At 65.4% G+C, this 8,640-nt stretch carries 8 protein-coding genes; 4 read left to right on the top strand and 4 right to left on the bottom strand.

Annotation, left to right across the window (positions count from 1 at the left end; translation table 11 throughout):
• The coding region (locus AC1DRE_RS19020) for an IS3 family transposase (RefSeq protein ID WP_476986070.1) at positions 1-211 on the top strand (211 nt) is incomplete at its 5' end.
• A 195-nt stretch (positions 212-406) separates the two neighbouring features.
• Positions 407-2,155, top strand: coding sequence for a pyruvate dehydrogenase (locus AC1DRE_RS19015; protein ID WP_476986069.1), 1,749 nt, complete (start codon positions 407-409; stop codon positions 2,153-2,155).
• Between the two features lie 99 nt (positions 2,156-2,254).
• Here the strand turns inward: AC1DRE_RS19015 and AC1DRE_RS19010 are convergent, their stop codons facing one another.
• Positions 2,255-2,611, bottom strand: a complete 357-nt coding sequence (locus tag AC1DRE_RS19010) for an iron chaperone (protein WP_476986068.1) — start codon at positions 2,609-2,611, stop codon at positions 2,255-2,257.
• A gap of 220 nt (positions 2,612-2,831) precedes the next feature.
• Between AC1DRE_RS19010 and AC1DRE_RS19005 the strand changes: the two genes are divergently transcribed.
• Entirely contained in the window at positions 2,832-4,124 is a 1,293-nt protein-coding gene (locus AC1DRE_RS19005; RefSeq protein WP_476986067.1) for a serpin family protein, read from the top strand.
• A 112-nt stretch (positions 4,125-4,236) separates the two neighbouring features.
• Here AC1DRE_RS19005 and AC1DRE_RS19000 read toward each other — a convergent pair whose 3' ends face one another.
• Entirely contained in the window at positions 4,237-5,079 is an 843-nt protein-coding gene (locus tag AC1DRE_RS19000) for a hydroxymethylpyrimidine/phosphomethylpyrimidine kinase (protein ID WP_476986066.1), read from the bottom strand.
• A 311-nt stretch (positions 5,080-5,390) separates the two neighbouring features.
• On the opposite strand from AC1DRE_RS19000, the gene AC1DRE_RS18995 reads away from it, so the two are divergent.
• Positions 5,391-6,086: a queuosine precursor transporter gene (locus AC1DRE_RS18995; RefSeq protein ID WP_476986065.1), complete on the top strand. Its 696-nt coding sequence runs from the start codon at positions 5,391-5,393 to the stop codon at positions 6,084-6,086.
• Positions 6,087-6,185: 99 nt separating this feature from the next.
• Here the strand turns inward: AC1DRE_RS18995 and AC1DRE_RS18990 are convergent, their stop codons facing one another.
• Both AC1DRE_RS18990 and tgt read right to left on the bottom strand, forming a co-directional pair.
• Positions 6,186-7,130: a type IV toxin-antitoxin system AbiEi family antitoxin domain-containing protein gene (locus tag AC1DRE_RS18990; protein ID WP_476986064.1), complete on the bottom strand. Its 945-nt coding sequence runs from the start codon at positions 7,128-7,130 to the stop codon at positions 6,186-6,188.
• Positions 7,131-7,296: 166 nt separating this feature from the next.
• Positions 7,297-8,601 carry a tRNA guanosine(34) transglycosylase Tgt gene (tgt, locus tag AC1DRE_RS18985; RefSeq protein ID WP_476986063.1) on the bottom strand — a complete coding sequence of 435 codons (1,305 nt, stop codon included), beginning with the start codon at positions 8,599-8,601 and terminating at the stop codon, positions 7,297-7,299.
• Positions 8,602-8,640: the final 39 nt, after the last annotated feature.

The raw sequence follows: 8,640 nt of genomic DNA, 5'->3' as shown, positions 1-8,640 counted from the left end.
CCGCAAGGGCAATTGCTACGACAACGCCGTCATGGAGAACTTCTTCGGCCACCTCAAGGAAGAGCTCTTCCACCGCGTCCGATTCCTCAACACGGACGCACTGGCAGCTGCAATAGGGGAATACATCCACTGGTACAACACCAAAAGGATCTCCACAAAGCTCGAGGGCCTAAGCCCGGTGCAATACCGTGCCCAGGCCCTCGCAGCTTAGGATCCTATTTGGCAGTCCAACTTCCGGGGACCAGTTCAAAAGTGAGAGAGCGTCTCGCGTTTTCCTGCGTAAGGTGAGAGAGCGTCCTGGTGGGAGGGGGTCGCAGGAATGCCTGGAATCCTGGGAAACGCACTAAGGTGTGCGGACTATATTGGCCCTGTCAGCCCATCAATGTGATCGCGGGAGTGTGCACTCATGGCCAAGGAACTTGCAACCCAGCTCATCGAACAGCTCCAGGCTGCCGGTGTGCAGCGGATTTACGGGATCGTGGGGGACAGCCTCAACCCGATCGTCGACGCCGTCCGCAAGACGGGCGGCTCCCAGCACGGCGGAATCGACTGGATCCACGTCCGGCACGAGGAGGCCGCCGCGTTCGCTGCCGCGGCGGAAGCCCAGCTGACCGGCCGCCTCGCCGTCTGCGCCGGGTCCTGCGGCCCGGGCAACCTGCACCTGATCAACGGGCTGTACGACGCGAACCGCTCAGGGGCACCTGTCCTGGCCATCGCCTCGCATATTCCGAGCAAGCAGATCGGCAGCGGCTTCTTCCAGGAAACCCATCCGGACCGGCTCTTCAACGAATGCTCGGTGTACTCGGAGCTGGTCAGCACGGCCGAGCAGGCACCCCGCGTCATGCACAGCGCGATCCAGCACGCCGTCGGGCTCGGGGGAGTCGCCGTCGTTACTCTCCCGGGCGATATCGCCGGTCTGGACGCAACCGGCGAGACGCCGCTGCCCGCGACGTTCCGGCGCGCAACCCTCGTCCCGGACGCCGTGAGCGTCCGGGAGCTCGCCGATGCCATCAATGCGGCCGACAAGGTTGCCATCTTTGCCGGGGCAGGAACGCAGGGTGCCCACGACGAAGTCGTCGCCCTCGCGGAAGTGATCGGCGCCCCGATCGGCCACACGCTGCGGGGCAAGGACTTCATGCAGTACGACAACCCGTACGACATCGGGATGACCGGGCTGCTGGGTTACGGCGCCGCGGCCGAGGGGATCGAGGACGCGGACCTGCTGATCCTGCTCGGCACCGATTTTCCCTATGACCAGTTCCTCCCCGGCACCCGCACCGCCCAGGTGGACCGTGCCGCCCATAAGCTGGGCCGGCGGACCGACGTCGACATCGCCGTCCATGGCGACGTGCTGCCAACGCTCACCGCGCTGAAGCCCCTGCTGGCTCCAAAGAAGAGCCGCCGCTTCCTCAACCAGATGCTCAAGAAGCACGACCGGCTCATGAACAAGGCCGTGGGCGCCTACACGCGCAAGGTGGAGAAGAAGCAGCCGATCCACCCGGAGTACGCGGCCTCGATCCTGGACCAGGTGGCCGCGGAGGACGCCATCTTCACCGCTGACACGGGCATGTGCAACGTCTGGACCGCGCGCTACATCAACCCTCTTGGCACGCGCCGGCTGATCGGCTCGTACCTGCACGGGTCCATGGCCAACGCCCTGCCGCACGCGATCGGCGCGCAGCTGGCCTACCCCGGACGGCAGGTCATTTCGGTCTCGGGCGACGGCGGGCTGTCCATGCTGCTCGGCGAGCTCGTCACTGTTGCTGCCCACCGGCTACCCGTGAACGTGGTGGTCTTCAACAACTCCACCCTGGGTATGGTCAAACTCGAGATGCTCGTGGACGGGCTGCCCGATTTCGGCGTGGACGTGCCCGATGCCGACTACTCCGCCGTCGCCCGTGCCCTCGGCTTCCACGCCGTACGCGTCACCGATCCGGCCGGGATTGAGGAGGCCTACCGGGACGCCTTCGCGCATCCCGGACCGTCGCTGGTGGAACTCATCACGGATCCCAAGGCGCTGTCCATCCCCCCGAAGATCACCGGGTCGCAGGTCCTTGGCTTCGCGACCGCCATGTCCAAAGTGGTCCTGAACCGCGGCGCCGGCGAAGCCGTGAGCATGGCCCGCAGCAACCTGCGGAACATCCCGCGGCGTTAGGGGGCCAACGCGGCAGGTGCCCAGGGACGACGACGGCGCTACCGCCCGCCGTCGTACGCCCGCCCGTCTTAGAGTTCCGACGGCGGCGACAGCCGGCCGCTACTGCCCGCGCCGCCCGGCGGCAAGCAGGGCCGCCGCTTTTTCGACGAGCCCGTACGGGACCGGCTTGCCCAGGGGGAATTTCAGCGTTCCCTTGGCTGACCGGTACGGGGCGATCTCGGCCTGGAAGTCCGCGTCCCCCGCGGGCACGGGGTACACGGAAATATGGTGTGCCCACCCCGCGAAATACACCACGTACTTGCCGTCCAGGGTGACGGTGGGGATGCCGTAGCTGATCATCTCGCCGGACTGCGGCACCGCGGCGTGGCACCTGCGGCGGATTTCCTGGAGGATGCCCTGCACTTCGGCAGGGAAGGACGAGATGTACTCGTCAACGCTGTTGAAATGCTGGGCCATTTAATGCTCCTCCGACATGTCACGAGGATACGCCCGTGACGGAAGTGCAGGAGCGTTGGCGGAAACGTTGCGAATGGTGAGAGAGCGTCGGAGGGTGAGACCGAAACGACGGCAAACCGTGACCCTACGGGCATCGTCCTGCCGCGGGCAGGCTGGTTGACTGAAGGGAGACGGGCGGATTCCCGCCAAATGCCGGCAAGGCAGGTCCAAGGGGGAGTAAATGAAGACATTCCGTGTGGCCAGGATCGCGACGGCCGGTGCCCTGGTGGCCCTCACCGCCTGTTCGGCGTCGGCGCCGGAACTGCTGAAGGCCGACGGCGTGGAGCGGGTTTCGGTGGACCGGGCGGCTTATGCCGCCGAACTGCGCTCCTTCCGGGCTTCAGCCCTTGGCCTCGGCGAGGCCCTGCTGGCCGACGGCGGCGACGGCTCCAACGGGAACGTGGTGTCCTCTCCCGGGAGCCTGCTGATTGCGCTTGCGATGCTTCGCTCCGGGGCGTCGGGCGAGACTGCGGCGGAGATGGACAGCGTCCTGCAACTTCCCCTGGAGAACCGCGATGAGGCCATGAACGCTGTTCTCAGCTCCCTCGAGAAGTTCGACGGCGACCCCGGCGGAGTGGATGAGGACAACCCGCCGCGGAAACCTGTCATGCACGCCGCCAACGGGCTGTTCGTGGATAAGGGCGTGCCCACCGGTGAGTCCTTCCTGGACACTCTCGCCCGGCACTACGGAACCGGCGTGTATCCCGTGGACTTCAGCGATGAGGGTGCAACGAAGCCCGCCATCGATGCCTGGGTGAACAGGAACACGGGCGGCCGGATCAAGGAAGCCCCCGCGGAGTACGATCCAGACAACACGTTCAGCCTGCTCAATTCCCTGTACTTCGCGTCCGCCTGGAGGGCGCCGTTTGACCCGAATGACACCTCGGACCTTCCCTTCACAACAGCCGCCGGCGAGGAAATCGAGGCGCCGGCAATGCATAACGAGCTGGAGATGAAATACGCGGAAGGGGCCGGCTGGCAGGGCGTGGACCTTCCCTATTCCGACGGATTCGTCATGCGGCTGGTCCTCCCGGGGGCGGGAGCAGTTTCCGGATCCCGCCCCGCCCCAGCGGCCTTCGACGCAGCCAGGCTTACGGAAATCGCGGACACCTTCGACACGGCAGCGCTTGAGACGGTGCAGATCCAGTTGCCCCGCTGGGACCACAAATGCAGCTTCGACCTGCGGAAGGTGTTTGAGTCGCTCGGCCTGCAGAAGACCCTCAACACCGCCGAGGACTTCAACAACATCCAGCCCGAGATGATGATCACCCAGGCGGCGCAGGCTGCCAACATCACTGTCGCTGAAAAGGGGACCATCGCCGCGGCTGTCACCCAGATCAACGGAATGGCCACCAGCGCTCCGGCGCAGCCCGAGCGGACCATCACCTTCGACCGGCCGTTCCACTATCAGATCGTGCACGTGGAAACCGGCCTGCCGCTGTTCATGGGAACGGTGGCCGACCCCCGCTCCTGACCGGACGCTCTCTCAGATCCTGCAACGAAAACCGGGACGCTCAATCAGTCGGTGAGAGAGCGTCCCGGTTTTCCGTGCGAAAAGTGAGAGAGCGTCCGGGTGGGCGGGCAGGTTAGCGCGGGCCGCCCTGCCACAGGGCGTCGAACGGGGCGCCGGAGACCATACGGTTGCGGATGCCGGCGGTCACAAACACCTTCGCCGTGCGGGCGGCCTCGAGCGGGGTTGCACCCTTGGCCAGCTCGGCCGTCACCGCGGCAGCCAGGGAACAGCCGGCGCCGGAGACCGCCACTTCGCCCACTTTGGGGGCGGACAGGACTTCCAGGGTGTCGCCGTCGTAATAGACGTCGACGGCGTCGGGTCCGGCGAGGCGCACGCCGCCCTTGGCGAGCACCGCGGCGCCGCTCAGCTCATGGATGCGGATGGCCGCGGCCTTGAGGGACTCGACGTCGGTGATCTCCAGGCCGGACAGCGACTCCGCCTCGAAGTGGTTGGGCGTGACAAACGTGGCCAGCGGCAGGATCTGCGCCTTGAGTGCCTGGTCCGTATCCAGCGCGTGGCCCGGTTCCTGGCCCTTGCAGATGAGCACCGGGTCCAGCACCACGTTGGTGAACCCGCCGGAGGCCAGCGCGGAGGAAACGGTCGAAATGGTGGCCGGGCTGCCCAGCATGCCGATCTTCACGGTGTCCAATACGGACGGTGCGCCCGAAGCGGCACCGTATGCCGCCGTCGTCGCCTCCAACTGATCCGCGATGACCTGCTGGTCCACGGGGACAAAACGATGGTTCCAGTTGTCGTTCGGGTTGAAGGACACGATGCAGGTCAGGTTGGCGATGCCGAAGACGCCCAGTTCCTGGAAGGTCTTCAGGTCGGCCTGCGCTCCAGCACCGCCGGTCGCTTCGGACCCGGCAATGGTGAGGGCAACAGAAGGGTACGTCTCTACAGCGGCAGAAGTCATCCACCCATCCTGCCACCGGGCCCAAACCGGCCGCATTGTGCGTCTGCCCAATTTGAACAAACCGCGCGGTCCGCGCACAGCACGCCGCGGTACAGATCCTCAACATGGACTCGCGCACAAAGACTGAACGTGTTCAAATGTCTGGTTGATTCCGCGGCCGGTGCCCGCACCGCGCCCGGTGGTGCGAGAATGGAAAACGGTTCCGGCGGAAGCAGTTCGCGGGAACCTCTCCCAGTGCTAATACAGCCGGCTGCTGCAGCGATCTCCTCGCTTTCCGGGCAGCCGAGCGAACCACTCCGAATGGATCACCCATGACTACCGCCAAGACTTTCCCCGCCCCTGCGGCGCCGAAATTCGCCTCGATCGGTTCCCCCTACTTCGGCATCATGCTGGCCCTCATGGCCGTGGTGCTGATCCTGTCCAACATCGGGGCGTCCAAAGGCGTGGCGATCGGTCCGATCATCACGGACGGCGGCTTCTTCCTCTTCCCGCTGGCCTACATCCTGGGCGACGTCATCAGCGAGGTCTACGGGTTCAAGGTGGCGCGCAAGGCCATCATCACCACGTTTGCCCTGTCCGTGTTCGCCTCCATCTGCTACTGGGTGATCATTGCCCTGCCCGGCTTCGACGACGAGTTCGGTGCCTCCAAACAGGCCGCGCTGGAGGGCGCGCTGGGCCCGGTCCCGCAGATTGTGCTGGCCTCGCTGCTGGCGTTCCTGGCCGGGCAGACCATCAATTCCTGGATCCTGGTGAAGATGAAGGCGCGCACAGGCGAAAAGTCGCTGTGGGCGCGGATCATGAGCTCCTCGGTGGCCGGCGAATTCGTGGACACACTGATCTTCTGCAGCATCGCCGCGTCGGTGATCGGCATTACCGATGTCGCGATGTTCGTGAACTACGTTCTGGTGGGCTTCCTCTACAAGACACTCGTGGAGTTCGCCTTCGTGCCGCTGACCACGCTCGCGATCGGCTGGGTCAAGAAGCGAGAACCGAGCTACGGGGCGTAAGAGCTCCTCCCGGCGAGTTCGCCGGAAACGTGCGAGTTCGCCGGAAGGGTCCGGCGAACTCGCGGGCTTCCGGCGAACCCGAGGCCAGCGCCCCCCGCCTCAGAGATTGCGGGGCCGGCCAGCCAGGGCCTGGAGCACACGGTTCTTGAATTCCTGTTCCCGGAACAGATCCTTCCACTCGATCCGCACGAAGAGCCATCCTTCCTCCGTCAGGGCTTTTTCGCGGAGACGTTCCCGGAAGAGCACCTCGTCGGTGGGTTGGAAATCGAAGTATTTAGCCTTGCCATCAAACTCGAGCGCGACCTTCTCTTCCTTCCACGCGAAGTCCAGGCGATGCCTCCCGACTCGGCTCGCCACCTCAACCTGCGGCTCGGGAGGCCTGATCTTCAGCCGGAGGATCAGCTCCCGTGTAAGCGTTTCGCCTGGGGATTCCGAACGGCTGTCGGCTGTCGCCAGCACCCGACGGAAGGTCCTGATACCCCGCCGCCCGTCCAAGGAATCTGCCATCATCTGCAGGTATGATCGGTCCGCACCGAGGCGCAGCGCATGGTCCATCACGATGAGCGATTGCCGGTAGTTCAGCATCATGGCGCAATCCACGGCCGTCCTCTCCAGCGAGGTGGTGCGCAGGCCGCCGAGCACAGTTACGTCGTTGTCGGAGAAAGCACGCGTGTGGCACTGCACGTCCTTGCCGTGGCGCTCATTCGACGGTCGCGCCCGCTGCAGAATATGGACTATGTCATCCACGTTCCAGAGATACAGGCGGTGAAGGCGTGCAGCGGACGTGTGGCTGTATGCGAAGGCGCCGGTCGACGTCGTGCGTGTTCCATGCGCATGCGCGTAGATCAGTTGCCGGCTCCGGACGCGGGCAGACTGTGCGTTCCAAATGCTGGCGCGGAGATAGCAGCCGTAGCGCAGCCGGACAAGGGAACCTGAATCCAGCAAGGCCTTGATGGACCGCGAGCCGAATCCGAGGTCCAAGAGCTGGTCCGTCCGCCAGAGGTTGCCCGTTGCCGGGAGTGTTGGGGAGTTGTTCTGTGGCATGGGACAAGCGTCCGGTGCCGCCAAAGCTCCCGGTAGACCCCGCCGTCGCTATGTGGAAAACGCGACGTCGCCGGAAACGTGCGAGAACGCCGTAGCCGTCCGGCGAACTCGCACGTTTCCGGCGAACTCGGCGACAGGCAGGCAGGCGCGACGGCGTGGACCGGCCCTAGGAGTAGTAGCGACCCAGGGTCTCGGCCTTGAAATCGAAGAAGTTGCCGGCTTCGATGGCCAGCCGGGCGTCGTCCACCAGTTTCACCACGAAGCGCTCGTTGTGGATGGAGATCAGCGTGGCCGAGACCATCTCCTTGGCCTTGAACAGGTGGTGGATGTAGGCCCGGGAGTAGTTCAGGCAGGCGTAGCAGTCGCAGCCTTCCTGCAGCGGGCCGAAGTCGCGCTTGTACTTGGCGCCGGACAGGTTGAACCGTCCGTCGGGGGTGTAGAACGCCGAGTTGCGGGCCACCCGGGTGGGGGAGACGCAGTCGAAGGTGTCCGCGCCGTTTTCGATCGCGGTGAAGATGTCGTCCGGTTCGGAGATGCCCAGCAGGTGCCGCGGCTTGTTCTCCGGCAGCTCTTCGTTGCACCAGCGCACGATGGTGCCCAGGTTCTCCTTTTCGAGCGCGCCGCCGATGCCGAAGCCGTCGAAGTTCATGGCGCCCAGGTCCCGGCAGGCCTTGCGGCGCAGGTCCTCGTACTGCGCACCCTGGATCACGCCGAACAGCGCCTGGTACGGCTTGCCCGTCCGCTCGGCGGTAAGCCTGAAGTGCTCGGCGATGCAGCGCTCGGCCCAGCGGCGGGTGCGTTCCAACGACTCCTCCTGGTAGCCGCGGGAGTTCTGCAGCGTGGTCAGCTCATCGAAGGCAAACATGATGTCCGCGCCGATCTGGTGCTGGACGTTCATGGAGATCTCGGGGCTGAACCGGTGCCGGTCGCCGTTGAGGTGGCTCTTGAACCACACGCCTTCCTCGTCCACGTGGGCCAGCCGCTCCTTGCCCGGCGCCACGGCGTCATCCGGGCCGGAGGTATCAACCGACTTCATGTCGATGACCTTCTTGAACCCGGAGCCCAGGCTCATTACCTGGAAGCCGCCGGAGTCCGTGAAGGTGGGCCCGGACCAGTTCATGAAGGCGCCCAGCCCGCCGGCCTCGTCCAGGATGTCCGCCCCCGGTTGGAGGTACAGGTGGTAGGCGTTGGCCAGGACCGCCTGCGCGCCCAGCTCGGCGATGGATTCGGGCAGCACGGACTTCACCGTGGCCTTGGTACCGACGGCGATGAACGCCGGCGTCCGGATCTCGCCGTGCGGGGTGCTGATGGTGCCGGTCCGGCCCAGGAATTCCCCGCCGTTGGCGGCCACCAGCTCCGGCGTGGGCGAGCACGCCTCACTCAGGCGCTTGCCCACGGCGAAGGAAAACTCGGACTGCAGGGCTGCGGCCCCCGGCTCGAACGTGAGCGAAGGTTCAGTATTGGCTGGCACGGTTCAAGTGTGCCAGCTTCCGGTGGCGAAACTTAGCCG

It is taken from the genome of Arthrobacter sp. P4_H3 (assembly GCF_056400885.1).
Note: the sequence above shows the minus strand (reverse complement) of the source record. Positions and strands in the feature narration are given on the sequence as shown.